This is a genomic window from Brevibacterium renqingii (assembly GCF_017808105.1).
Classification (GTDB): domain Bacteria; phylum Actinomycetota; class Actinomycetes; order Actinomycetales; family Brevibacteriaceae; genus Brevibacterium; species Brevibacterium renqingii.
Window position 1 is genome coordinate 449,736 of sequence record NZ_JADBHF010000001.1, and the last position, 23,999, is coordinate 473,734.

The window sequence follows — 23,999 nt, forward strand, 5'->3', positions numbered from 1 at the left end:
CGTGTGTCCTCCGACCCGATACCCCCACTCGGATCGTCGTTTCAACGGAGGACAACGGACAATGACCGGATATCACACAGTCAAGAGGATTCTCGACCTCATCGGTGCCCTCGTCGCTCTGGTCGCTCTTCTGCCGGTCTTCTTCGTCGTCGCCGTGCTGGTGTTTGTCTTTCTGGGAACGCCGATCTTCTTCACTCAGCAGAGAGTGACCAAGGGCGAAAAGGTCTTTCGGCTCTGGAAGTTTCGTACTATGCACAGTGTCGACCCTGCGCGCGGCAGGGTCTCGGATGCCCAGAGAATGACTCGGTTCGGCCGAATGCTGCGCTCGAGCAGTCTGGATGAACTTCCGAGCCTGTGGAACATCCTGCGGGGGGAGATGAGCTTCATCGGCCCCCGGCCTCTGCCGACTCGCTACCTTCCACACTATTCTGCACAGCAACGGCGGAGGCACCTGGTCCGTGGTGGACTGACCGGGTTGGCGCAGGTCAACGGCCGCAATCAAGTGCGCTGGGACGATAGGTTCGATCTCGATGTCGCATATGTGGACACCGCGAGTCCTGCTGTCGACCTGCGGATCTTCCTCCGAACCATCGGCATCGTGCTGTCCGCCGACGGGATCAGTCAGGACGGCGAGGCGACCGCCGACAACTTCGGCGGAACGCTGAAGTCAGACCTCCTGGTGTTCGCCGACGAGGTGCGCACCAAGCGGGCGCAGACCTGGTCGGTGAGAAGCACTGCCGGCAACGAGGTTGGGCGCTGCGATATTTCGGCTGCCGTTGATGATGCCGTAGTGATCCGATTCGATGCCCATTCGGAAGCCGAGAACGACGTGGAGATCCGGCGCGAGGTCATCCGACTGATGACGAATCGTGCCCGGGCAACCGAAGCGACATTCGCGGTCTGGATCCTGCCGATGGGCAGTCAGGACCAGGCGATTCTCACCGAAGCCGGGTTCGAAGACTGTGACGACCCTGCTGATCTTTCCAGATTCGGGCAGAGCCCGAGCCCCGATCAGCTCTTCGTCGTGTGCACTCTTTGGCCAGAATCCGGACACGAAATCGTTCCGCCCCGAGCCGCACCGCACTCGCGCAGACCAACCGGAATACTGCGTTGGACGCGAACGCCTCGGACCGCCCCAGCTGTGGAGACGGCCTCATGACACGGACAGAGAAGAACGGAGACTGGAGGGTGATGCCCGCAGGGTTTCGGATCCTCGTGGTCGGGTCGACAGACACCTGCCGTTCTCCTTTGGCCGCGCGACTTCTTCAGCACGAACTCGACGACAGAGCCCCACGCGAGTTCGTCGTCTCCAGCGCCGGTACACAAGCTGTCGCAGGACGACCTGTGGCCGTCGAGGTGCTCGAATTGGCGGCACGACGCCACATCAGACTGCATGGCTGCGTAGCCAGTGAACTCGACGAGGCGGCTGTCGTCGAGGCAGACCTCATTCTGGTCATGGATCGGGCGGTGCGCAGAGAAGTCGTCAATCTTGTTCCCCAGGTCTTGCGGATCACGTTCACTCTGCGGGAATTCGCCCGTGTCCTCCCCACGATCCGTCCTGAGCAGCTGGCGACTCCCGCCGGGAGGTGGCAGTCCCTGGCCGCGCTGGCTCCTCGCTATCGCACCGCCCCGAGTGGCGACGGGAGCGGCGATGATGTCATCGACCCGCTGCATCGGTCTTTGCGGACTTTTGAACGCATGGGTGCTCAGATCGATAAGGCTGTCGATGTGATCGGACATTGGGAAACGCAGGAGTTCGTCCACGGAAGTCGACGCTGAGCTCCGACAGCCGAGCCGCGGATTCGTCCGCCGCAGGTTCCTTGCGGGACGCCGCAAGCCCGGCCGTGACCCCGACTGTCCGCGTCCTCGCGAAAGTAGAGTTGAGCACGATCAGCAGCGCCGCTGTCTGTCCTTCGACCCGATTGGAACCGAGATGAGCTTCGTCGACTATGTGCGGATCCTGCGCAAGAATGCCGTTGTGCTGATCGTGTTGATTGCGGCGGGCGGATTGTGTGCAGCGGCAGCGTTCCTCGTACAGTCGCGTGAATACACGTCGAAGACCGAACTGTTCGTCACGACAGCTGAAGCTGCGAATCCGGACCAGAAGCAGATCGCCTCCGCTTTCGTCCAAGAACGGCTGCGCACCTATGTCGACCTTGCGGACTCCCGGAAAGTGCTCGAACCGGTCATCCGCGAGCTGAGCCTCGACGTCACCCCTGAGGAACTGGCCGAGAAAGTCTCAGCCTCATCCGATTACGGGACCGTGCTGCTGACAGTCGACGCGACCGCCGCCTTGCCGGGCCGAGCGGCGCAGCTGTCCGAGTCGGTGGCGAACAATCTCACGAAGACGATCACTGATCTCGAATCCCGACACGGCAAAGCACAATCGGGCATTCGTCTGGCGGTCGCCAATGATGCGATCGTCCCGGCTGCCCCTGATGGCCCTGCATGGTGGCTCTACGTGGCCGTCGGCATGCTGCTCGGGGCCGCATTCGGCGTCGCTGTCGCCCTGTTCCGATCTGCTGTGGACTCGAAGATCCGCGATATCGCCGGCATCCGAGAGATTGCGAACTCGCCGATCCTCGGGTCGTTGCCGACGCGTAGCGACTCCTCGCCCCGAACGGAACTGGCTGCACATCATCAGGACTCACCCTACGCCGAGGCGATACGACGTCTGAGGACGAATCTGCGTTTCGCGCGGGTCGAGGACTCGAGCAACATTCTGGCAGTCACCTCGTCGATACCGTCCGAAGGGAAGACCTCGACCTGCATCGAGCTGGCTGTATCTCTGGCTCAGTCCGGGCAGCGGGTCGCTCTCGTCGACGTCGATCTGCGTCAACCGGCTGTCGCGGATCGGCTCGGACTGGAGAACTCCGCCGGACTGACGACGGCTTTGATCGGGGCCGCTGACGTCCACGATCTGCTCCAGCCATGGGGCCAGGACGAACTCTATGTGCTGACCGCCGGAGACAGCGTTGCCAATCCCGTCGAACTCATCGAATCGAGGTCGATGGCCAAACTCATGGCGGTCCTGGGCAATGACTTCGACACGGTCCTTCTCGACTGCCCGCCGGTGCTGCCGGTCACGGACGGTCTGCTGCTTGCGAAGTCCGCCGGACGGATCGTCCACGTTGTTGCGGTGAACCAGGTCTCCCGCAATGAACTCGACGAAGCTCTGCAGGACCTGTCCGTAGTCGACACCCCTCTCAGCCTCGTCGTCAACAAGGTCCCCCTCGCCCACGCCGACTTCAGCGGTTACTCGGTGGCCTATACCTCGGCTGTTCAGGAAGCACCGGCGGAGCCGCAACTGGTGTCCGCCGGCGGCCGGTTGAGGCACGAACATCTGATTCTTGCGGAGCGAGCAGCTCGAGTCAGCTGGATGCCGGATCAGGACGGCACGGAGTCAACCGCCCATATACCCCGGACCTGGCCGGGAGCCGGCCCGGGACCAGGAGGAACGCAAGACGAGAGGGCGCCCAAACACTCAGCGACGCTCGCGAGAAGATCCGACAGAAGGTCGAATCGGCGGTTCGGGCGCGGGACTCGGAGCTGAGCGCCGTGAGGATCTCGACCGAATCACCGACCGAGCCGATGCTGAGACCTGCCGATCAGGATCGTCCTGAGTTCAGGATCCTCGTCATCTGCACCGGTAACCTGTTCCGTTCGCCGTTGGCTGCGGGCCTTCTCCAACAGGGGTTCGACGAGGTGGCGCCGGGCCGTTTCCTCGTCGACAGCGCTGGAACAGCAGGGGTGAGCGCAGAGCCCGTGACGCATGAGGTGAAGTCTTTGGCAGCAGAATGGGGTTTCGACCTCAGCGGGTTTCGGGCCAGACGACTGCAGAGCACCGACATCATCGAATCCGATCTCATCATCGGCATGGAACGATGGCATCGCAGTCAAGCCGTGATCCTCGAGCCCAGCGCTCTCAAGCGGTCCTTCACCCTGCGTGAGTTCGCGAGGATCATCCGACCGTTGCCGGCTGCGGTAGGGCTCACCTCGAGGAGGCGTTGGACGCAACTGGTCTCGCAGGCGCAGCGATCGCGTATGCCGCACGCCGACCGGCCCGAATGCGACGATGTCGTGGATCCGCACCAAGACTGGTCGCGACTGTGTGAGACGATGATCGAACAGATGGTGCCGGGCGTATTCGACATCGTCGATTGGGAGTACCGCAGCACAGTGTGCTCACCGTACAGCTGAGTACCCGTCATATGCACGGTGCCCGGAGTTCAGCTGCCGAGGTGCGCACCGTTCGCAGACACCTCGACACGAGCCGTATCGCGTCGGGACCGAGAACAGAAGATCTCGCCGAGCAGTCGGACCGTCGAGCCGAGGAACACTGCGAGGCTGCCCGCCTCGACCGCCGGCATCCCGATCGTCCCGGCGACACCTCCTCCTGCCAGCACTGCGGCGATAGCCGCGACCCCGACGAAGAAGGTCGCCCAATAGCGGTTGAGCACCAGCAGGTTCGCCGATGCCAAGTATGTCGGGAGGGTGCAGATGGCCGCCAGGCTCAGATAGAGCACGGAGACTCGAGTGAGCTCGAAGCCTGCGCCATAGACGGCAGACAGCAGCCAGGGGCCGATGAAGAGCGCGAGGATGACGAATGGGACGAGGGCGAGCAGTCCGATCGCACACAGCCTCTTCACCTTTCTGCGCAGGAAGAGAATTCCGTCGGATTCGTAGATTCCGCGAAAGCGCGGCAGCACGACGGTCTCGATCGAGGCCCCAACAAGATTCGCGAAGACGACCAGGTAGGCAGCCGAGGCATAGCGGCCGACGTCTTCCGGTGAGCCGAACCAGGCTACGACTGCCAGGGGGACGTAGGACAGCAGGGAATAGACTGCCTGCATCAGCGACATCGGGACACCGGCGGAGAGGAGGATCGTGATCTCACCTCGGACCGTGGTTCGCGACTTCAGCTCGGCCGCCGTCTCAGAGGGGCGGGCAGAGGCCATCCACATCGTGACCGCCGTTCCTCCGACCGAGACCACGGCGGCTGCCCACAACGCCGCGACCGGTGATCCGGTGGCCAGGACCACAACGGTCACGGCGACGGTACTGGCAAGAGCCACGCTGATGAGAATGAGACCGAAGACGAAGAGGCGTTCGGTCTTCTGCAGCCGGGCGTAGAACAGGTCTCCGATCGAGTCGCTGACCTTGATCAGCAGCAGAGGCCACGCCAGTGAACCATGAATCTGATCCGGGCCGAACACGACCAGTCCGGTGATGATGAGAACGGAAAGCCCGACGGTCGACAGGCGGCAGCCGAGATAGATCCGCCACCGCACCGTCCGCTGCAGGGTGACGAAGAGATTGCGCAGCCCCAGCTGGGAGGCGATGAAGACGGGAGTCATCATCGCGATGAGAGTGGAATAGTGGCCGACGGCGGTGGGCCCGCTCTGTTGGGCGAAGAGCCAGACGATGTACCACTGCGCCCCGGCAACGGCGATATTTCCCCCGGTGACCAGGAAGAAGGCCAAACGAGAGCTATTCACCTGCGGTAACCTCCTGCTTCCCGGCCGTACACGACGGTGGGGCCCTCCGAATCGGCGGGACCGAATTCCAGTATGGTGCCTGTCAGCCGCCGATCGGCCCTCTGCGCAGCGTCTTTGCGGGAGTGTGCGCGAGCAGTGCGGCATACCGTGCATTCGGCGCGGAGAACCGTAGCGACTTCCGATTCTCGGTTACGAACAGATCGGTTCTCACTAGGCTGAGTACGTGAGCACGAGCCCTGGACATCGAGTATCGCTGCGATGTCGTCTCCTGCCGGTTCTCCGGCCCAACCGAAAATGACGTCTGATGAAAATCCCACAGCTCTTCCGCATCCTCCGCAGGCACCTCATCCTGCTCGTCATCATGCTGATCGCCGGTGGGGCAGCCGGATTCGGGATCTCTGCCTTGATGCCCCCGTCCTACTCGGCACGGACCGAACTGTTCGTGTCCGTGCCGACTTCGGGTGATCCGTATGAAATGCGCATGGCATCGGACTTCATCAAGGAGAGGATTCAGACCTATGTGGGGATGGTCGGCAGTGAATCAGTCCTCGAACCGGTGATCACCGACCTCGATCTCGACACGACCCCGAGGGAGCTGGCCTCTCGAGTGGAGGCGATCAGCGATCCGGAGACAGTGCTCATCACCGTCCAGGCCAGTGCAGAGGATGCCGACAGCGCGGCGCGGCTGTCGACTGCGGTCTCCCGCAGCCTGACGGAGCGGATCAGCATGCTGGAGAACCCAGGAAAGATCGATACTTCGGCAATCGACCTCATTGAGGCGAACGAGGCGGTGCCGCCTTCGCGACCTGACGGGCTTCCGCATGGGCTATTCATTCCCATCGGTGCGCTGCTGGGTCTGGCGGCGGGAATCGCCGCCGCAGTGGTGCGAGGGACATACGACAATGTGGTTCGATCGAAGAACGATCTGGCGGCGGTCACTTCGGCGCCTCTCTTGGCAGCTGTTCCGTCAGATCGCGACATCACCTACCGTTCGAACAGGGATGGACCCGCGATCTGCGGTGTCCGCGGCGAGTCCATCCTGCGGCTGCGGACCAACCTCAGCTTCGCTCATGTGGACGAAGTCAGCACGGTGCTGCTCGTCTCGTCGTCGCGGCCGGGAGAAGGCAAGACGACGATCGGGATCGACTTGGCCATCGCCAGTGCGCGCGCAGGACAGAGCGTTGTCCTCGTCGACGCCGACCTGCGCAGGCCCGCGGTGGCAACACGTCTGGGACTCGAGGGCGCAGTCGGACTGACGACTGCCTTGGTCAGCGGGCTGGGCCTCGATGAGCTGCTGCAGACATGGGGCGATGACGAGCTGCACGTGCTGGCCGCTGGTGAGATTCCGCCCAACCCCACGGAGCTGCTCGAGACCCGGGCGATGACTGAGTTGGTCTCCGAGCTCGCCGGCAGATTCGACCTCGTCATCATCGACGGTCCCCCGCTGCTGCCGGTTGCTGACGGCCTCGTCTTGTCCAAACTGGCCCACAGGACTCTCCTCGTCGCTGCGGCCGGACAAGTGAAATCGCGGACCGTCGCCGAGTCGGTGCGAGCACTCGATGAGTTGGGTGCCCCAATCGGGCTCGTGCTCAACAGGTCGCAGATGTCGAGTGCAGAGATTGATCGCCACAGAACCTACGGCATCCGCGCCCTGGTTCCGGAAGAGCTGGAAGAGGCGGACGGACCGGAAGGGACGGAAGAACCGGTCGAGCAGGGTGGGCCGCTCACCTCGGTGCCGGCGTCGGGGGAAGAGTCGGACGGCTTGGAGACGAGCCCGATGCCGTTGGTCCGCGACGACGGCGGCGTCTCCCCATCATGATCGCCATCTGGTTCACCCTGACTACGGTCTGGGTGCTCATACTGGTTCTCAGCTGGAGAATTCCGAAGCTGCGGCATTGGAGCAATGCGCTGCTTCCGTTGGTGTCCCTCGTGCTCATCAACACGATCGTCGCTGCTGTGAGCAACTACGACATCTCTGACAAGTCGATCTACTCGACGGAGTTTCAGATCCTCAGCTTCGCCCCGGCCGACGAAGTCCTATACACGTACGCGGCGGAGGGGCGGGAGCCGGCGTTTCTTCTCCTCAACTGGCTCATCGGCCTATTCACCCATGATCCGAAGGTCTATTTCTTCGTCGTCGCACTGCTGGGATCGACGATCATGGCCTTGGCGCTGCTGTGGCTGCTCAGATCTGCGTGGCAGGTCACGCTCGTGTACTACATCACCTTCTGCTTCGGCTTCTTCACCGGGTATTCGAGCTACCTCCTGCGGCAGGGGCTGTCGTTGGTGTTCATCATTCTCGGGCTCGTCGCGTTGTACCGGCACGCCCGATTGTGGAAGATACTCGTGCTTCTGGTCGTCGCGTCGCTCTTTCACTGGTCGGCGATCCCTGCGGCGCTGCTCGTCCTCGTGGTCCGCCTGCTGCCGAAGGTGCGAACAATCTTTCTCCTGGGAGTCTGGGCGCTGTTCTCACTGCTGTACCTGTCGGGGTTGAACGCGACCCTGCTGGCGCCGTTCGCATCGTCATCCGAAGAGCTCGCGACCTACACCGACCCCGAGAACGCCCAACTCTACACAGGCGGTACGAACAGGCTGGACTTCTGGATCCTCGGTTTCTGCGTCCTGGTGTTCGGCTATGTCGTGCTGCGGAAATTCGACAATCTGCCCGTCTGGTACGGCCATTTGTTTCACACTTTCATCCTGCTGAATGCGTACTATCTGGCACTGGGATTCGTCTACTACAGCGACAGGATAGCGGCATATTCCTGGTCGATCGTCCCGCTGGTCGTGACGGTGCCGGCGCTCTCCCGCGCCGGGTGGAAACAGGGGTGGAGCAGTGTGGCGCTCATGGCCGCCTTCCTCGGGTGGAGTGAGTACATCGGACTCATGGACAACCTGCTCAGGGTCTGAAGCCGTTCGCAGGAGCGGGAGAAGCGCGATTATCCACCCCTGCAGGGCCGGTCTCACAACGTTGTGGCTCAGCCCGTGCAGCGGCCCACGCCTTGTGGCGGCTCAGTCCGACCGCACCGTGGTACGTGCTCGGCGAACTTGCGCGGCCAGCAGCCAGGTGAGGGCGAACAGCGCGCGGTGGCCGACGAGATTGTAGGCGGTCCCGAAGGTCTGCTGGACCGTGCCCAGACCGTTGACGCTCACATGAGGTGCCGATTCTCGATACCGTCTGGCGGTCGTCAGCTTCTGCCGCAGTGCGAGGGGACACTTCCGATGATGGAGGTCCTTGGTCGAGGACACAGCGTTCTTGGCCCGGATGTATCCGGCCGCGGCACGCAATCTGGCCGACCCCAACTCGGCGGCGAATCCCTGGAGTGCGTCGTTGACGCTCATCAGCTCATCGTGTTTGCCGAGGTGGAACTGCAGAGTCACCGATGACGAGTTGTCCTGCCGGTAGTAGTAACCGAGCAGAGGCAGATGGACTGCGGAGACTGCTCCGCGGGCGACGGCGAGGTTGAACAGCAGATCTTCGCCGAGGCTGATTCCGGCGGGAAAACGTGCGCCGGACCTCACCACGGTCCGGCGGCGGTACGCCTTGTTCCAGACTGTGTTGAGTGATTCGTCGACGATCCTCGGGACCAGATAGTCGGGATCGAGCACTCGGCGGGGTCGGTTGCCCATGCTCCTCTCGCTCGTGCACCGGTGCCGGGGGACCAACGCCCGGTCGCGCGCCTCGGCGAGGGCGAGCGAGTCGCCAGTGGTCTCAAACGTGACCACATCGACTCCTGAACAGTCGACACCGGCGACGGCGGCGAGCAGACAGGGACTGAGAATCTCGTCATCAGCATCGACGAACATGATCCATTCGCCTCGGGCGACGTCGAGCGCAGCGTTGCGCGCCCTCGACGCCCCGCCGTGGTCGGCGAGAAGACGCACCACACGGTCATCGGCCATGGCGAAGTCCTCGATGATCGCCGGCGTGGAATCTGTGGAGCCGTCATCGACGACGATGAGTTCGAGTTCCTCATGGCACTGGGCGAGTACCGAGCGGAGGCAGTCCGCGAGGAATCTCTCTCCGTTGTAGACGGGAACGATGACCGAGATCAGCTCATTCGACATGCTGATTCTTCTCCGCTGCAGGTGAGGCGGTTTCACTGCCGCTGACGGACGGCAGGAAACGACGTATCCCATCGGCCGCGTGTGAGTAGTCGAGAGTGCTGCGGTCGAAAGACATCGGTTCCAGCAACCGACCTGACGTCCAGTCAGCGGCGATCCGGTCAGCCAGTTCTCCAGCCTCGCCGTCAGCGGCGAAACGTGCCAAGGGAATATCGCGCACCCCTTTGACATCGAAGGCATAACTGGGGCATCCCATCGCCAGGCTCTCCAGCATGACTCGGGGAAGCCCTTCCCATTGCGAGGTGTGTACCAGGGCATGACTGCGCTCCAGAGCGGCGGCGGCGTCGCCGGCTCCGTTCGCGGTGACGATGCCCGACAGCCCCCGGCTCCCGACATCTGCGCGGATCTCGTTGCGGAATTCCCCTTCGCCGAGCATCTCCAAGCGGAAGACGACGCCGCTTTCGCGAAGATGAGCAGCGATGTCGAGGGCGAGGTGGGGGCGTTTCCGAGAGGAGAACTCTCCGATCCAGCAGAGACGGAGGGGCCCCTCCGGCAACGGTCTCACCGGGTAGTCGAGCAGATCGAGTCCGACTCCCGACGGCAGATGCAGGTGCGGACGGCCGGCGAACCGGGCAGCGAACCAGCGCTGATCGTCGGAGTTCAGCGAGATGACTCCGGCTGTGCGCGCCAAGAGTGCGCGTTCGACGAGGGGCCAGATACGATCTCCGATCGAGCGTGCGTCATTCCAGTGGAGACCGTGACAGAAGTAGACGACTGGGACCGTTCCGCCGGCCAGCCTCACCAGCGCCGAGGCGGTCGCCGAATTCGTGACGACGACGTCGAGGTCTTTGCGTTCTGACCACCGTCGCAGTCCGGTCAGAGCCTTGATCATCCGCAGGTCGGGACGACGAGAGAGACCGGGGATCACTGTCGCCCGGGCGGCCTTCATCGGCGATCCCGCTGCGAAGCTGACGTAATGACCGTGTGAGCGCCATGATGCTGCGATCTCGATGAAGAAGGAGTCCAACATCCCGCCTGTGCTGGCCAACAGTCCGATTCTCACTTCGTGCCACCGTCCTTGAGTCTGCGCACTGATCGACATCCTCAGAATAGGAGGCGGAAGCAGGAGGCAGCAGGTGAAGCGGGGCGGAGTACGGATTCCCGCAAGCCCCCTGCGGTTCACCGTCGGGGCCCGGCCACAGAGCCGACTGAAGGTCTCTGAACAGCTGTTTTGCGTTGATCCTCGGTTGACCTCGCGAGCGAACCGAGTGGCTGAGTATCGGGTACCAGTGATGACCTGAAGGTGACAGAGTAATGACGCGAAGCTGTCCGGAGTCGACCCCCTAGTGACCGAGATTCCGTTGGGGAACTCTGGGCTTCGTGAAAACTCTCAATGAACTCCCAGAACCCCTGTCAGCTCCCGGTGAGACCCAGCGCCGCCGGCTCTACTCCAGCTCTGTCGGGCTCGCCTGCATGGACGCGGCAGCCCTCATCGTCTCGTGGTTCCTCGTCGTCTCCCTCTTCGGGCGGGTCTGGGGAGGTGAGTTCTTCCTGCTTCTGCCGCTCCTGATCATCGGCCAGCTCGGCTTGGGCTACCTGCTCTCGCTCTACCGGAACCGATACCAGCTCGGGTCCGACCACGAGCTGCGCAATCAGGGAATGGTCGCGGCCATCCTCTTCGCCGGCACTTCTCTGGCGGGTGCAGTCCCCGAATACCGCGAGGACATTCCCTGGCTGCTGCTGGCGCTCCTCTTCGCACAGGCACTTATGATCTTTGCCAGGCAGCTGCTCCGAGTGCTCAGACAACTGCGCCTTGTACCCGTGTCTGGAGAGCCTGTCGTCATCGTCGGTGCCGGGGACCTCGGTGCTTCGCTGGTCTCACAGATGATGGCCGACCCGCTCAGTCCGTATCGGCCCGTGGCGATCGTCGACGATGACTCCAGCAAGCTCCGGCAGCTCATCCACGGGGTCCCCGTCCGAGGAACGACCTCCGCCATCGCCGAGGTGGTCGCTTCCTCCAACGCAGCCGGTGTGATCGTCGGCATCGCCGACGCTCCTGCGAAGGTGTTCGCATCACTGGTGCGGCGTCTCGACTCGGACCAGATCTGGGTCAGGGCGGTGCCCTCTCCGCTGGATATGCTCTCTTCAGACGTCGGCATCTCTGACATCCGCGACCTCGACGTCACTGATCTCATCGGCAGACCGGCGGCAGAGCCGGAGAGCGAGCAGATCTCCCGGCTCGTCGAGGGACGCACCGTCCTCGTCACCGGCGCAGGCGGATCGATCGGCTCGGAACTGTGTCGGATCATTTCCCGGCATGCTCCCCGTCGCCTGATCATGCTCGACCGTGACGAGTCCGAGCTGCACTCTCTGTGCATGAGCCTCGAAGGACGCGCTCTGATGGACTCTCCGGACCTCGTCCTCGCCGATATCCGCGATTTTCCGGCTCTTGACCGTGCCTTCACCGAGCTCAAACCGGACATCGTCGTACACGCGGCCGCTCTCAAACACCTGCCGATGCTCGAGAGCTACCCTGCCGAAGGGTGGAAGACCAACGTGCACGGTTCGCTCAATGTGCTGCGTGCGGCCCAGAAACACGGCGTGGGGCGCTTCGTGAACATCTCCACGGATAAGGCCGCGAACCCCAGCAGCGAGCTCGGGCGGTCGAAGTTCGTCGCGGAGCGATTCACTGCCCACTTTGCTGCGGCAACCGGTCTTCCCTACGTCTCAGTGCGGTTCGGAAACGTCCTCGGCTCGCGTGGATCAGTGCTCATCTCATTCGCCGACCAGATCCGACGCGGCGGACCGCTGACCGTGACCCATCCCGATGTCACACGTTTCTTCATGACCATTCCCGAGGCTTGCCTGCTGGTTCTGCGCGCCGCTGCTCTGGGCAGCAGCGGGCAGACGCAGGTGCTGGACATGGGCGAACCTGTGCGCATCGTCGAACTCGCCAAGCGGCTGATGGCGGTGACGGGGCGAACGTGCCCCATCGTCTACACAGGGCTGCGCGCTGGAGAGAAGCTGAATGAAGAGCTCTTCTCCCCGGAGGAGCTTGATCGAACCTCGGCAAATGGGGTGTCGTGGACTGTCGACGTGCCGCCTCTGGACCCCGATGCGGTGCCTGACGCGGCGGCGTCGCTCGAGGACATTCGGAGCTGCTACCTCATCACGGTCGATGCCGCGGAATCACCTCTGGCAGCGGCTTCGGCAACCGGTCGGGCGGATGACGCAGACGTCGGGGAACCAGCAGCGGCGGCTCCCGCCTCCCGGGAGAAACCCAGCATCGATGCCGACGACCGCGAGGCAGCGGCCCTCGGACTGACCGCACAGGGACGGGCGTGATGGAGATACGGATTCCCCTCTGCCTCCCCTCCGTGGGAGAGCTGGAAGAACAGGCGATCGTCTCTGCTCTGCGTTCAGGCTGGGTCGCCCCGGCCGGACCTCAGCTCGCCGAGTTCGAGTCGCGGCTGGCAGCCGTCACGGGCCGTAAACATGCGGTGGCGGTGAGCTCCGGAACCGCGGCGCTGCACCTTGCCCTGCTCTCGCAGGGGATCGGGCGCGGCGACCGAGTAGCGGTACCGACGCTCACCTTCGCAGCGACGGTCAACGCCGTCTACTATGTAGGCGCCGAACCGGTCTTCATCGACTGCGACGAGGCGGGTCTGATGGACTCATCTGTCCTCGAAGCCGCATGCTCTGAGGCGCTGCCCTCGGACCGACCGATCCGGGCGGTGCTGCCTGTCGATCTCTACGGCAGGCCGGCCGACTATCAGCGCATCGTCCGAATCGCCGAGACATACGGAGCCGTCGTCATCTCCGACGCTGCAGAATCGCTGGGCGCCGGAACCTGCGACGCCCCGGCCGGATCCTTCGGAGCCGTCGCGGCGGTGTCTTTCAACGGCAATAAGATCATCACGACCTCCTCGGGTGGGGCGGTTCTGTGTTCCGATCTGGAGACCGCCGAACGGGTGCGCTATCTCTCGACACAGGCGAGGCAGCCGGTGCTCCACTATGAGCACACCGAGGTGGGGTACAACTACCGCCTGTCCAATCTCCTCGCTGCTCTGGGCACTGCGCAGCTTGAGCGGCTCGAAGCGATCGTGGAAAGGAAACGCGAACATCACCACGGCTATGCTCAGGCGCTGGCCCGCATCGCAGGACTGGACCTGCTCTCCGCCGCTGACGGCAACTGCTGGATGAGTGTCCTCATCGTCGGCCCGGAGTCGGGCACAGATGCGTGGACGTTGGGAGAGACCCTGCTGCACCGCGGCATAGAAACACGTCCGGTGTTCAAGCCGATGCACTTGCAACCCGTCCACACCGGTTGCGATCTGCGCTATATCACCGGACGCGCCGAAGCGCTGTACGGCACCGGTCTGGCATTGCCGTCGAGCACAGACCTGACTGCGGACGACAGAAACATGGTCGCTGCCGAGATCGGTGCTGCCATCGGAGAGGCGGTCACGGTATGAGAAAGCGGGCTGCAGTCCTCTGCACGGGGCTCACGGTCGTCGCACTGCTTGTTCTCGGAGCAGGGCTCGGCGCCTACAACGGGTATCTCGCAATGGCCTGGGACAGGGGCGTGACGACAATCGACGACTCCGATCTCGCGGCGCAGCTGAGTGTGCCGACCGAGACCGAGACATCTGCGGAATCCTCGGCCGTCGACATACTCCTCATCGGCACCGGGGAGCCGCGGAACGAAGTGGGAGTCGCCGCTGCCAGCGAGATCGCCGCCGATCTCGTCATGCTCGCCCACATCCCCGCGGATCGGAGCGGAATCCAGCTCGTCTCGATTCCGGATGATGCCTCGGTGAGTGTGCCGGGAGGCGGCCACGACACGATCGAGGCCGCTGTCTCACTCGGCCTGCCGATGGCAGTGCGAACCGTGTCGAATCTCCTCGGAACGGGGATCGATCATGTGGTCCTCGTCGACCTGGCCATGCTCGACACCGTGGCGGCGCTCCTCGGAGGAATCGAGGTCGAGTCGACGGTGGCCTTCGAATCCGATGGACACAATTTCACCTCGGGGCCGAACCTGCTCGACAGCTCCTCCGCGCTCGCCTTCTTCAGCGGACATGGTGCGTTGCCGGAAGGGAAGCTGCAGCGCACACACAATCGACAGGAATTCATCCGTGCCGCCGGCTCTCAGCTGGTGGCGACGGGCCATCTGTCCGAGCCATTGAAGATGTCTGCCGTCATCACCGAGATCAGTCCCTATCTGAGCGTGGACTCAGGGCTCGACGCCAGCACGCTCGTGGGACTCGGCTCGCAGCTGAGGGCAATCAGTGAGGACGATATCGACTTCATCACCTTACCGGCCGCAGGCGATGATGCCACGGACGACGGACGGCTTCGAGCGGACAGATATGACGTGGAGGAGTTGAAACGATCGATCGCTGCCGATTCCGTCGGCGACTACGCTGCCGAAGCGACGGTGCGACTCCGATGATCGACCAAGCCGCACTGCGACTGACCGCAGCTCAGATGCGGGACCAGTTCGATCTCGCCGAAGACGAGGCTGCGGCGCTGCAGATCGCCAGCGGTGGCTGGGTGTCCTTCGCCAGAGCGGCCATCGACGCCGTCGAGTCCAGTGGGCGGGGACTGCTCGAAATCGTGAGCTCCTCAGCTCTGGCAGATTTTGTGGTGGCGCACACGGACGAGTTCTCGCTGTCACTCTCACCTGCGGACCAACGTGCGCTCGGAGTGCTGTCGCTGCTCGACGGATTCGACGACGATGTGGCCGAGATCGCTCTGGAAGTGGCTTTCGAACAATGGCCGGAGCCACTCCGGGCCGATGTTCCCACGGTGCTTCTGCGCCTGCAGATCTCGGGGGCGGTGATCTCTGGGCCGGGGGGCACCCCATGGCACGTGCCCGTCCTCGTCGCGGCGTGGGCCCGCAAAGCTCTCACCGAGAGCACGCCGGATGGCGAGGCTGAGACAGCCGAAAGCTCTCTGGCCGAGGCTCTCACCGCACAGGTGGAACTGTCGGGGTCTACGGACGCTCTGCTGTTGGACAACGCGGTTGTCTTAGCCCGCAGGACACGTCAATGGAGGCTGCTCGATCGTTTATTCCTCACCTGCGGGTACCCGATCTTCTATCTCTTTCCCCGGTCCAGCATCCCGGCGTTCGCCCGCCTGCCGGCGCCGGCTCTGCGAGCTGTTCCGGAGCTCGAAGAGGTCACAGCGGTGGCGACCATGGCACACGACGCCCTGCTCAGCCGAGACCCTGGCTCCGAAGTGGGCTTCCCGGAAACGGCCCGTGCTTGCGTGGCCCGTTTGACCGCGCCGGGGGCATCGCACGTCAGATACACGGTGCAACCGGATCAAGGCGACTCAGAAGACGAATCCCAGCAAATCGAAGAGATCGGAACTTCCATGAGATTCCATGCAGTGATGAATGAGATGGCACGCCTCGGCAACGCAGGGGAACACCGCACCGCAGCCGAGTCGGGAGCCTCCTGGACCGCAAGCGGAGTGGCTCGGCGTTCACGCCGAGTCGTCCGCCTGCAGGCATCGATTCACAGCGTACTGGCCGAGGAACCCGGTCGCGCGCTGGCGCTGCTGCGGTCGATCGAGGACGAGGTGAAGGAGGAGGCCGCGCTGGGGGACTTTCTTCCGCCGGCCGTCATCGCGTGGTCTGCTCTGGCGTCGTATCTCGCGGGAGATCAAGAGCGTGCCGATGCAGAGCTCGCTGAGTTCGCGCTGTTCGACGACCCTCCGTTCGTGCAGGAGCAGACCTTCCGGTCCGCGGCGCTCGTCGTTCAGGCCTACCGCAGTCTCGACGCCTTGAATCTGGTCGATGTCGAAGCGGTGGTGCGACGGATGCGCGATTATCCGGACATGGGCGAACTCTGGTATCACGTGCCGATCATCGAGCGGAAACTCTTTCAGCTGGTGGCAACCTCAAGGTCCGCTCTGCTGCGGTCAGAGGAGTCGATCAATGTCCACGCGTACAGGGCCGCTTCCGACAGACGGATCGAGTCTCTGGTCGCCTCACGCATCGGTATGCTCATCAGTCTCGGACAGCTGCATCGAGCGGAGACTCTGCTGGAGTCGGTCTCCGGACCTCATGGCATCGGGCAGGTGCTCCAGGCTCGCGGCGAATTGGCGGCAGGACGCAATGGAGCGGCTGTGCGAATCGCTGAGGCACAGTACTACGAGAATCATATCTGCACTCGGGACAGGGCTGAGCTCACGGGAATCAAAGCCGCCGCACTGCTTCGCCTCGGCGACAAGGAGGAGGCACTGGATTCTTTCGCGGAACTGCTGGAACTCTCGGTGTTGGTGGGGTCGCTGCTGCCGGTCGTTCAGATGCCCATCGTCGAACGACGCGAACTCCTCCGCGCCAGTGCAGACAAGCCCGTGTGGCAGAAGATCGCGAGAATCATATCCCCGTCAGCCGGCGACGAGCTCAACGTCGAAAGCACACCGGAAGCCTTGATCGGACGATTGGGCAGCCTCGGTGCGGCCGTCGTCGGAGTGGTGGACTTTCCTACGCTCGGTCACCGCGAGATGGTCCTGCTCGAAAGTCTCGGACGGGGGGCGAGCGTTGCCGAAATCGCCCACGATCTCAGGTTGGTTCAGGGCACGGTCAAGAACAATCTCTCGTCCCTCTATCGCAAACTCGGCGTCAACAGCCGGGACGCGGCAGTCGCCCGTGCCCGGAGCCTCGGCTATCTCGATGCCGGCGGTGCCTAGCGGAGGATCCGACTCTTCCGTGATCACAGTGCCGGGATCTGCACACGCGCTTCCATCGTCTGTCGATCGAGCAGGTCGACTACGAGCTTCTCGGCGACCTGAGGGGCCAGCGAGAGGATTCGGATCACGCTCTCGATGTGCCAGTAGGCGGCTGCCCCCTGAGTGTGGCCGGCGACGAGCGGTCCGAGGACGAAGATTCCCGAAGCGGCCCGGAACGACGAGTCCAGGACGAGGCCCGTTCGTGAAGCGGAGGCGCGGGCGATGCCGGATCCGAGCATCTGTCGCAGCAGGGCGGACCGGGTCTCGGTCACACGTTCGAATCCCGTTCCGTTGACGACGACCGCATAGTCTCGATCCGTCGATGTCGACGAGGACTCCGCTGCCCCGGACGAGCCTGTCGGCGGATCCACGGTGGCGACCAGTCGGCCCGCAGAGATTCGGACCTCGCGGAAGCGTCCGGGAACGAAATCGATGGTGCTGTCATCGATGCCCTCGACGAGGAGGTCGAGAGAATCGCCGCCTGCGCGGCGCAGCAGGTCATTGATGATCAGACCGTGCTCGGTGGCCATCGAGCATCTCTCGTAGTCGTCCATATAGGCGAGAGAGGAGCCGACTGCACCGATGAGCACCGCAATCGTCGAATTGACGTTGCCTTTCCGGATCGCGGCGGCAAGCTCTGCCTTGACCGTGCGGCTGAGCTCCGATGCGCGCAGCGGTTCACCCGCCTCGGCGGCGGCGAACAGTCGGTCGAGGAGCGGTGTCGAGGCGCTTTCCCCTGGGCGGTCGTGGTGCCAGTAGTGCGGTCGTCCTTGGGAGCACAGGATGTGGAGGCGAGCCGCGGTGGAGCGGCGGAGCCGTTGCGAGGCGAGGACGAATTCCAAGGCGTCGGCGTTGCCGCCGACGAGGAGGATGTCGCGCTGGTCCATCGGCAGAGACTCGAGCCGTGCCCAGGTCCGCTCTATCACATGTTCGAGATTCGGTGCGTGGAGGTCTCCGATGATGCCTGAGTTCAGCTCTTCCTCCGTGCCGCCGGTCGCCGTGCCGCGCTCGCCGCCGATCACGGTGAGCTCTTTGACAGGAGGCGAGCCGATCGCCAGGAGCAGAGAGCGAGCGCGCAGCTCGAACCGAGCCCTGCCTGCGTCGTCGTGCTCCCGCAGAAGGACGCCGTCCTCGACGGTGTGTGTGATCTCGTCGATGTCTCCGTGAGCGAATTCGACCTCGGCGACGTCGTGGGCCTCCTTGACAGCCTCGGAGACAAGGCCGGCAAGATGCTGGCCATAGAGACGCCGGGGAAGGTAGAGGTGCTCCCAACGGCTCTCTCGTATGTCCTGCTCGTGGCGGAGGATCCAGTCGAGTTCCATGGCTTCGGAGAGAGGGGAATCAGGGGCCCTGCCATCTGCAGCCCACAGCAGCATCGCCTCACGCCGTTCCTCCAGCCAGTTGATGAAATCGCTGCGTTCGGGGTCGGGGAGGAAATGCTCGAGATCAGAGATCAGGAGCGAAGAGCGTCCCGAGCGGTGCCCGTAGGGGAGGCCTGAGTGGAACTGCTCGTCACGATCGATGACGGTGATGCGCACAGGCGCGAGGAGTGCTGTTCTCTCGGCGGACAGACTCGAGAGGATCTCCAGGAGACCGTGAGTCCCCGATGCACCGGAGCCGAGGATCGCGATATCTGTCATGTAGGGGATTGAGCTGCTCATCATGGTGGGCGCCTCTTCGGTGGGGTGCATTCGGCAGAGCGCATGCGTGCGAGTGCATGCGAGGGATTTCATGCGACGGGGGAGAAGCCGTCGAGGACGGCCCGAGCTGTATCCAGCGTAGTTCTTCGCGGAGTCATTTCAGGTGACGAATCCATTCCGATTCCTCGCTCCGTACATGACCCAGCCCGCCGCGACGCCTCAAGCCGTCATCGGGTTTCGCAGCCCCACCCACCTTCATGCCGTCACCAGATCCCGCCTCCGGAACGCGATCATCCCGACTCCGACGAGAACGGCAGCAGTCACGACGAACCATACGATCGCCTCGGCGGACAGATCCTGCGCCGGGTACTGGCCGATGTGGGTAAAGAGGGACAGATCGAGCACCACATCGTCGAGTTCGAGCAGCTGGCCGAAGAGCGCGAGCACCGCCGAGGTGGCGAAGACGACCCAGCTCAAGCTCAACAGACGCGGGGCGAGCCCATAGAGCAGATATGCGAAGCCGAGCAGGGCCCACAGGGCAGGCGTCTGCGCGAGATGCCCGAGGACCGTCGGCCACAGCAGGGACCGATCGTCCATCGATACCGCAGCGCCGAGACCCTCGCCGAGTCCGGCCATGAACATGAGCCCGGCCGTACCGAACAGCGTCACCGCCGCCCATGAGGCCAGCCAGCCGGATCGGGAGACCGCGGTCGCGAGCACCGGCTCCGTGTGGAATACGGTCTCCTCGGCCCGCAGCCCGCCTGCAGCGATGACTGCGTAGGCGGCAACGATGATCGCGAAGTAGAGGGCCATATATCCGAGGTAGCCGTCCACGATGCCCGCACGTCCGCCCATGACCGCAATGATCTCCGGCGGCATCGCGTTCGCGCTTTTGTCCATCGCCCCGGTGAACGAGCCGAATACCCCGCCCATGATGAGCATGCTCGCCGACCACCACGCGAGGTTCGTCGACTGCAGCCTCAGCGCCAGACCCAGCGGCGACGACAGCATCGAGCTCGCATGCGCCCGCCCGAGTCGTTCGGCGACGATGCCCGCACCGAGGTCGCGTCGCGACTGCAGGAGCAGAGCGGCGATGACGAGGAGGACGAACAGCGCGACCGAGTACAGCAGCGGCCACCACCGATCGAGCGTGAACGCAGCCGTCTGCTGCGACCACCCCAGAGGAGAGAGCCACGACAGCCATGCGAGGTCGCCTTCGGACACGTCCGACATATCGCCGATGCCGCGCAGGACGAAGCTGAGTCCGAGAACCGCGCCGGCCATCGACGAGGCTGCCCTGGCGAACGCGCTCAGCTGTGCCGTCACCGCGGTGACCGCGGCGAAGACACAGCCGACGGTGCCGGTGCTGATCGCGAACAGCATGGTCGAGAACAGCGGATCGGGCTCGGCCCGCGAGAACTGGAATGCTGCGGCCATACCGCAGCTGAGCAGCACATTCATGAGCACGGTGAGGATCAGAGCGGCGATGAGCTGAGTGTGCCGTCCGGTCACCCCGGCCCTGATGAGTTCGGCCCTGCCGGTCTCCTCCTCGGCGCGAGTGTGGCGTGAGACCGTGAGGATCGACATCAGGGCTGCACCCAGCATGAGGAAGACCCCGTACATTCCGACGATGAACCTCGGGACGGTCACCTCGTCGAGTCCGTAGCCCGGTCCGGTGATGAGCGCCATGACGGGATTCTTCGCCAGCACCGTCAGCGCCTGCAGGGAGCCGCCGTCCATGACCAGGGCGATCGCATTCGCGAAATATGCGGTGAGCGCGCTGAGGCTGAGCACCCAGATCGGCAGCCACAGCCGATCCCGTCGAAGCATGAACATCAGCAGGTGGCCCAGCCCCGTCAGGTTCCCCTCGCCGAGGCGGCCGCGCCGTTGTCGTTCATGTGCATGTCGCCTGGCCCGCGGCGCTCGCGGAACGCCGCCTCGAACTGGGCCGTCCCCGTCTGCCGTGTGCGCAGCCAGCAGATTCATGGCTCATTCCTCCTTGCCGTAGTGGCGCAGCAGCAGCTGTTCGAGCGTCGGCGGTGTCGCCGTGAGCGATTCGACATCATGTTCGCCGAGCACCCGCATGATCTGGGGCAGCTGAGCGGTGTCAGCGCTGAAATGCAGCCGCGAACCCTCGCGCACGAGGTCGTGGACTCCTGCCATCTCGGACAGAGCGGGCACATCGTGTTCGAGTCCGACGGTGATCGTCGTCCGCGACAAATGCCGCAGCTCGGACAGGGTCCCCGTCTCGACGATGCGCCCGGAGCGGATGATCGACACACGGTCGGCCAGAGCCTCCACCTGGGCGAGGATATGGCTCGAGAGCAGCACCGTGCGTCCGGCGTCCTTCGCTTCTCGGATGCAGTCCTGGAACACCGCTTCCATGAGCGGATCGAGGCCCGCCGTCGGTTCGTCAAGGAGCAGCAGCTCGACGTCCGAGGCGAGTGCGGAGATGAGCGCGACCTTCTGCCGGTTGCCCTTCGAATAGGTCCGGCCCTTCTTCCGCGGATCGAGGTCGAAGGCTTCGATGAATTCATCGCGGCGGCGTCTGTCGACCCCTCCGCGCAGCCGGGCGAACAGGTCGATCGCCTCGCCGCCGGTCAGCCCCGGCCACAGTTCCACATCGCCGGGGACATAGGCCAGACGGCGGTGCAGGGGCACCGCTTTCGCCCAGGGATCCTCGCCGAGGAGGCGCACCGTTCCTGCATTGTGCCGCAGGATGCCGAGCAGGATCCGGATCGTCGTCGACTTGCCGGCCCCGTTGGGGCCGAGGAAGCCATGGACCTCGCCCCGGGCGACTTCGAGATCGAGTCCGTCGAGGGCACGGGCGCGGCCATAGGACTTCACGACGTCGCGCATCGAGATCGCCACCGAGGCGTTTGCTCCGCGGCCTTCGGGTCGGATGCGGGTCAGAGTGCTCATGGTTCCTCTTCTCCTAGGGCGGATTGAGCAGGGGCTCCTGGACCAGATTGTGCTGAGTCGTCCGGGTCGGGCGGAGCGGAGTCGGTCTCCGGTACGGTCTCGAGAACACCGTGCAGGTAGAGATCGAGCAGGTGCGGGGCGAGCCTGGTCATCGTCCCGGTGGTGTTCTCGGTGCCGAGGTGCGCCTGCAGTCGGCGGTCGAGGATCGACGGTGCCAGGGCCATGACCGCGATGGTCGCGGCCTGTCCGTGGGTGTCCTCGCTCTGGCGGAAGGTGTAGCCGGCGAAACCCTCGGTGATGTAGCTCTCGACAAGGGAGACGTAATGGTCGAAGTAGCGCTGTCCGTGCTCGCTGGGATCGAGCAGTGATTTGACGAGGTAGTCCACGGCGGTGCGCATCTTCGGGTCGTCGAACATCACCTGCATCGCCCCGACGGCGTAGTCGGCGTGCTGTGCCTTCGTCTCGGTGATCAGTTCGAACACGTGGTCATCGCAGGCGCTGCGCAGTCCTTCCTTGGATCCGAAATGGTGGATGACGAGACCGGGGGAGACCTCTGCAGCGGTGGCGATGCCGCGCACGGTCGCCTTGGTGAAGCCGTGTTCGGCGAATTCTCTCACCGCCGCGCTGAGGATCCGCTCTGCCGTCTCCGGCGAGGAGTTCGGTGAGCGGGTGGGCGACGGCCCCGAGTTCTTTGAACGCATGTTTAATATTAAACGCATGTTCAATTGTGGGTGTCAAGGGGTGCTGGTGGGAAGCCGGCAGTGGCAGCTATCCCTGCATGGAGTGGCGCGGGGCGTCGGGCCGGACGGGGATGATGAGGACGAGGCCGATGGCGAGCACCAGCAGGATCCCGAGCGTGCCGGCCCGCTGGAAGCCGAAGATCGTAATGGCCAACGCGAACATGGCCGGTCCCAGGAAGCTCACCGCGCGGCCGGTCGTGGCGTAGAGGCCGAAGTTCTCACCGGCGGACTCGGGCGGGGTGATCCGGGCGAGGAAGGACCGGCTCGAGGACTGCACCGGTCCGACGCAGAAGCTCAGGATCAGGGCGCAGACCCAGAATACGGCCGCCTCGGCGCTGAAGAGGATCGGCAGTCCGCCGACGATGATGATGGCGAGTCCGGCGATGATGACGGGCTTCGGCCCGAGCCGGTCGTCGAACCAGCCGGCGATCATCGCGCCGGCGCCGGCGGCGACGTTCGCGGCCACGCCGAGGACGATGATCTGCGAGGGGGAGAAGCCGTAGCTGCCGGCGGCGAGCACTCCGGCGAAGGAGAAGATCGCGGCCAGGCCGTCGCGGAAGACCGCCGAGGCGATGAAGAAGCGCAGAGTCTGATGCTCGGTCGACCACATCCGCACCAAGCGCCGCACGAGCCCCGCATAGTCGGCGATGAAGGCCCTGATCGGATGACCGCCCGAGGTGCCCCTGAATTTCGCTCCGGGTGCGGTGAACAGGACCGGGAGGGCGAAGATCGCGAACCACACCGCGGCCAGCACGGCGACGATCCGGAAGCGCAGCCCGCCCTCATCGCTGGCGCCGAGGAAGCCGACCTCGGGCTCGATGACGAGCACGAGGAGGAGGACGAGGAGCACCAGCCCGCCCACATAGCCCATGCCCCAACCGAAGCCGGAGACCTTGCCGACGTTGTCCCGGCGGGTGATGCGCACCATGATGCCGTTGTAGGAGACCTCGGCGAATTCGAAGAACACGCTGCCTGCGGCGAGCAGCAACAGACCCAGCCACAGATGGTCGGGGGAGTCGCGGACGAAGAAGAGCCCGAACATGGTGAGCACGACGATGGAGGTGTGCACACCCAGCCACAGCCGGTGACGTCCTCCGGCATCGGCGCGGGTGCCGGCGGCGGGGGCGATGACGGCGATGATGAAGCCGGCCGCGGCCATCGCCCAGCCCAGGGCAGAGGACCCGGCCTCCTCGGTGGCGGCCACGGATTTCGTCAGATACGGGGCGAACACGAAGGTGATGATGACGGCGTTGAAGGCAGCTGAACCCCAGTCCCACAGGGCCCAGCTGAGGATGCGGAGCCGGCCTGGAAGGCGCTGCTGCGTCGTCGTTGAGGGCATAGGCTCACTGTACTGAATCCGGTGGCCGGAGAGCTCCGGTTGCCGGTGGCGG

At 64.2% G+C, this 23,999-nt stretch carries 18 protein-coding genes; 10 read left to right on the top strand and 8 right to left on the bottom strand.

Features of this window, described 5'->3' with window-relative positions; translation table 11 throughout:
• Positions 1-61 precede the first annotated feature (61 nt).
• The 4 genes from IHE57_RS01940 (at position 62) to IHE57_RS01955 (ending at position 4,200) form a co-directional block, all read left to right on the top strand.
• Entirely contained in the window at positions 62-1,159 is a 1,098-nt protein-coding gene (locus IHE57_RS01940) for a sugar transferase (RefSeq protein ID WP_209370419.1), read from the top strand.
• Positions 1,156-1,779 carry an arsenate reductase/protein-tyrosine-phosphatase family protein gene (locus tag IHE57_RS01945; protein WP_209324188.1) on the top strand — a complete coding sequence of 208 codons (624 nt, stop codon included), beginning with the start codon at positions 1,156-1,158 and terminating at the stop codon, positions 1,777-1,779. Before IHE57_RS01940 ends, IHE57_RS01945 begins: the two co-directional genes overlap by 4 nt.
• Positions 1,780-1,933: 154 nt before the next feature.
• Positions 1,934-3,553, top strand: coding sequence for a tyrosine-protein kinase domain-containing protein (locus IHE57_RS01950; protein WP_209370420.1), 1,620 nt, complete (start codon positions 1,934-1,936; stop codon positions 3,551-3,553).
• A 5-nt stretch (positions 3,554-3,558) separates the two neighbouring features.
• A complete protein-coding gene (locus IHE57_RS01955) occupies positions 3,559-4,200 on the top strand; it encodes an arsenate-mycothiol transferase ArsC (RefSeq protein WP_209370421.1) in 642 nt (213 codons plus the stop codon).
• A gap of 29 nt (positions 4,201-4,229) precedes the next feature.
• Here the strand turns inward: IHE57_RS01955 and IHE57_RS01960 are convergent, their stop codons facing one another.
• Positions 4,230-5,498: a lipopolysaccharide biosynthesis protein gene (locus tag IHE57_RS01960; protein WP_209370423.1), complete on the bottom strand. Its 1,269-nt coding sequence runs from the start codon at positions 5,496-5,498 to the stop codon at positions 4,230-4,232.
• Positions 5,499-5,802: 304 nt separating this feature from the next.
• On the opposite strand from IHE57_RS01960, the gene IHE57_RS01965 reads away from it, so the two are divergent.
• Positions 5,803-7,317: a tyrosine-protein kinase domain-containing protein gene (locus IHE57_RS01965; protein ID WP_209370425.1), complete on the top strand. Its 1,515-nt coding sequence runs from the start codon at positions 5,803-5,805 to the stop codon at positions 7,315-7,317.
• Positions 7,314-8,408 (top strand): EpsG family protein, encoded by a 1,095-nt coding sequence (locus IHE57_RS01970; protein ID WP_209370427.1) that lies wholly within the window; start codon positions 7,314-7,316, stop codon positions 8,406-8,408. Before IHE57_RS01965 ends, IHE57_RS01970 begins: the two co-directional genes overlap by 4 nt.
• A gap of 102 nt (positions 8,409-8,510) precedes the next feature.
• Here IHE57_RS01970 and IHE57_RS01975 read toward each other — a convergent pair whose 3' ends face one another.
• Both IHE57_RS01975 and IHE57_RS01980 read right to left on the bottom strand, forming a co-directional pair.
• On the bottom strand, positions 8,511-9,566 hold the full coding sequence (locus IHE57_RS01975) for a glycosyltransferase family 2 protein (protein ID WP_209370429.1): 1,056 nt from the start codon (positions 9,564-9,566) through the stop codon (positions 8,511-8,513).
• The gene (locus IHE57_RS01980) at positions 9,556-10,626 is read right to left on the bottom strand and encodes a glycosyltransferase (protein ID WP_209370431.1); all 1,071 of its coding nucleotides are present in this window, start codon (positions 10,624-10,626) and stop codon (positions 9,556-9,558) included. Before IHE57_RS01980 ends, IHE57_RS01975 begins: the two co-directional genes overlap by 11 nt.
• A 317-nt stretch (positions 10,627-10,943) precedes the next feature.
• Between IHE57_RS01980 and IHE57_RS01985 the strand changes: the two genes are divergently transcribed.
• The 4 genes from IHE57_RS01985 to IHE57_RS02000 are packed head-to-tail and all read left to right on the top strand — an operon-like array spanning position 10,944 to position 17,267.
• On the top strand, positions 10,944-12,908 hold the full coding sequence (locus IHE57_RS01985) for an SDR family NAD(P)-dependent oxidoreductase (protein WP_366933826.1): 1,965 nt from the start codon (positions 10,944-10,946) through the stop codon (positions 12,906-12,908).
• A gap of 32 nt (positions 12,909-12,940) precedes the next feature.
• The gene (locus tag IHE57_RS01990; RefSeq protein ID WP_366933827.1) at positions 12,941-14,038 is read left to right on the top strand and encodes an aminotransferase class I/II-fold pyridoxal phosphate-dependent enzyme; all 1,098 of its coding nucleotides are present in this window, start codon (positions 12,941-12,943) and stop codon (positions 14,036-14,038) included.
• A complete protein-coding gene (locus IHE57_RS01995) occupies positions 14,035-15,018 on the top strand; it encodes an LCP family protein (protein ID WP_209370433.1) in 984 nt (327 codons plus the stop codon). Before IHE57_RS01990 ends, IHE57_RS01995 begins: the two co-directional genes overlap by 4 nt.
• Positions 15,015-17,267: a helix-turn-helix transcriptional regulator gene (locus IHE57_RS02000; protein ID WP_209370434.1), complete on the top strand. Its 2,253-nt coding sequence runs from the start codon at positions 15,015-15,017 to the stop codon at positions 17,265-17,267. The genes IHE57_RS01995 and IHE57_RS02000 overlap by 4 nt, the downstream gene beginning before the upstream one ends.
• A 23-nt stretch (positions 17,268-17,290) precedes the next feature.
• Here the strand turns inward: IHE57_RS02000 and IHE57_RS02005 are convergent, their stop codons facing one another.
• The 5 genes from IHE57_RS02005 to IHE57_RS02025 form a co-directional block, all read right to left on the bottom strand.
• Complete coding sequence (locus IHE57_RS02005; RefSeq protein WP_209370435.1) at positions 17,291-18,946, bottom strand: FAD/NAD(P)-binding protein; 1,656 nt, start codon at positions 18,944-18,946, stop codon at positions 17,291-17,293.
• 255 nt (positions 18,947-19,201) lie between these two features.
• Positions 19,202-20,932, bottom strand: a complete 1,731-nt coding sequence (locus IHE57_RS02010) for an ABC transporter permease (RefSeq protein ID WP_209370436.1) — start codon at positions 20,930-20,932, stop codon at positions 19,202-19,204.
• A gap of 3 nt (positions 20,933-20,935) precedes the next feature.
• Positions 20,936-21,868, bottom strand: coding sequence for an ABC transporter ATP-binding protein (locus tag IHE57_RS02015; protein ID WP_209370438.1), 933 nt, complete (start codon positions 21,866-21,868; stop codon positions 20,936-20,938).
• The gene (locus tag IHE57_RS02020; RefSeq protein WP_209370440.1) at positions 21,865-22,569 is read right to left on the bottom strand and encodes a TetR/AcrR family transcriptional regulator; all 705 of its coding nucleotides are present in this window, start codon (positions 22,567-22,569) and stop codon (positions 21,865-21,867) included. The genes IHE57_RS02015 and IHE57_RS02020 overlap by 4 nt, the downstream gene beginning before the upstream one ends.
• Positions 22,570-22,636: 67 nt before the next feature.
• Positions 22,637-23,947 carry an MFS transporter gene (locus IHE57_RS02025; RefSeq protein WP_209370442.1) on the bottom strand — a complete coding sequence of 437 codons (1,311 nt, stop codon included), beginning with the start codon at positions 23,945-23,947 and terminating at the stop codon, positions 22,637-22,639.
• Positions 23,948-23,999 lie beyond the last annotated feature (52 nt).